General features: G+C 50.6%; 1 protein-coding gene. It reads left to right on the top strand.

Annotated elements, in window-relative coordinates; genetic code table 11:
• The first annotated feature begins 487 nt into the window (after nt 1-487).
• Nucleotides 488-964 carry a helix-turn-helix domain-containing protein gene (locus FEK43_RS22785; protein ID WP_000469298.1) on the top strand — a complete coding sequence of 159 codons (477 nt, stop codon included), beginning with the start codon at nt 488-490 and terminating at the stop codon, nt 962-964.
• Nucleotides 965-1,364: the final 400 nt, after the last annotated feature.

The following is a 1,364-nucleotide window of genomic DNA, read 5'->3' as shown; positions in this document are numbered from 1 at the left end:
ATACGGGGTGTCGGGGCGAAGCCCTGACCAGATGGCAAACGTAATATCGTCGCGGGTGACGGTATTACATTTGCACATCCTGTCCCGATTTCTGCGGGGGTTAACGGTGAACGGACGGCAAAAAACGTGCAGGAGCTGTTGAACGTGAAAACCACGAAATCTGGCAAAAATCACGGCTGGCGAGGCTTGCAGAGGAGTAAGCCAGTATACACTCCGCTATCGCTACGTGACTGGGTCAGGGCTTCGCCCCGACACCCCCAAAGGGCGTTGCGTTGCGCGCAACACCCTTGCCTAGAATAGATCTTTTACGCCGATTTGTAAGTTGTTGTTTTTTTAGTGTGTTTTTTGTTTACCTGTCGCATCCAGGGTGACACAACGTTGTCGCATCCTGGATGCGACAACACGCAACAAGGTGTTGCACAGATGTGTCATGATGGCTTAGATTTGAACCAACGTTAGTGCATGGGATTTTTAGAGGGAAAAAATCATGTTTATTGATTCAGAAAAACGACTGAAACAACTTTCAGATGAGGCAAAGAAAAACACCGAGGATCTCGAAGAAGCAAAGAAGAATTCAAGGTTTACACAGGTATCCCCAAAAGGTTGGGAACGCGTTCGAGAGCTGCTGAAGGATAGCCAAGGCATATCAGCACTGAAGCTGTACTCATTTTTAGCGGAGCATATCGATCCTACGTGTGGCGCTGTCGTTGCGGATCAGCAATTCCTAGCTGAAAAACTTGGAGTTAGCAGAAGCACAATTATTCGTTGGCTCAATTACTTAGAATCAAAAAATGCATTAGTTAGAATCCCCGTTGCTGGTAAGGTTTGTGCGTATGCCCTCGATCCACATGAAGTCTGGAAGGGATACAACACTACGAAAAACCATGCAGCATTTGTCACTAAAACACTGGTCAACAAAGACGGTGATATTCAGCGCCGAATCATGGCCATGTTTTCAAATTGAGCCAGCGGCAGGCGGACAATCAGGGGCTACGTGTTAACGTTCTGACCATGATTGTCTATCCTGCATTGCTCTTTTGCCGCCTCAAAATCCCTTGCGTGTTTTTGCTCCCCGATCTCCAGAACGACCGAGCCGCCACGGTTCCGGCAGCGCCTTGAGCGCAACCGGAAACCGTCTGGGGAGAACCCCAGACCCCCATCGCTGTAACACCGACGGTCTACGACCACCTGCCAACCGCGTGGCTGCCTGTTCCGTGCAAATGGGCTTTGCAGCGGGCTGACGCGGTTCCTGGCGACCTGAAAGCCCTTGGTTAGGGGTATCGGCGCGCCTGACCTCCTGAGACTCTCTGTAAGCGTTTTTCGCGCCTTCCATGCCCTGACGGGCATTTAAAACCCGTTTCGTG

This window comes from Escherichia sp. E2562, assembly GCF_005781075.1.
Lineage (GTDB): Bacteria > Pseudomonadota > Gammaproteobacteria > Enterobacterales > Enterobacteriaceae > Escherichia.
This window is presented reverse-complemented; position numbering and strand designations above follow the sequence as displayed.

Excerpts from the sequence above, each read along its gene's own strand:
- FEK43_RS22785 (WP_000469298.1), top strand. The coding sequence starts at position 488 with ATGTTTATTGATTCAGAAAAACGACTGAAACAACTTTCAGATGAGGCA.